At 61.8% G+C, this 608-nt stretch carries 2 protein-coding genes; both read left to right on the top strand.

Annotation, left to right across the window (positions count from 1 at the left end):
* Positions 1–191, top strand: a 191-nt coding sequence (locus AC1DS5_RS25265; RefSeq protein ID WP_477720989.1) for a hypothetical protein, incomplete at its 5' end; no start/stop codon positions are given.
* A gap of 74 nt (positions 192–265) precedes the next feature.
* Positions 266–608, top strand: a 343-nt coding sequence (locus AC1DS5_RS25260) for an alpha/beta fold hydrolase (RefSeq protein ID WP_477720988.1), incomplete at its 3' end; no start/stop codon positions are given.

Genomic DNA, 608 nt, shown 5'->3' with positions numbered 1-608 from the left:
ATGCCGGCAATGCCTTTGGCTGGACACCCTCCGGGACCGGCGTGCGCGCCACGCTGGGCGGCTATCTCGGTGTCACTGCAGGCTGGGTCGAAGGGCTTGAACTCAATCTGCTCGGTGCCGTATTCGGCCTCGACATCCGCCGGCCCGCGATCAAACTCCCGGGCATTGGTCGTCTTGGCGTCAGCGCGTAAATGGCGCGCGGCGCGAAACCCTCAGGGTACCGTCGCGTAGCTGGATCGTGCACAAAATTCCCCGGATATCGGCGATGATATCAGTCACTGTGGTGGCCGTGCTATGCGTGCTGGCAGTGGCCACGCAGGTCGGCGTGCTGGTATTCGAGCGTCAATATCCGCCAACGGGTGAGCTTGTCGACGTCACGGATGGCCGTCTGCATGTGGTGCAGATCGGACCGCGCGATGCATCCGACCTGCCGATTGTCTTCATCCACGGTGCCACGTCGAGCATGGAGACCATGCGGCTGCCGCTCGGCTATATGCTGGCAGAAAAACACCGCGTTATCCTGATCGACCGTCCCGGCTTTGGCTGGAGCATGCGTGACGATTTGTCGAACTCTTCTCCGGCGATGCAGGCGAGGATGATCGATGAAG

The organism is Polaromonas sp. P4_H1, assembly GCF_056400945.1.
The sequence above is the reverse complement of the archived record's forward strand: the minus strand, read 5'-3'. Positions and strand labels throughout refer to the sequence as shown.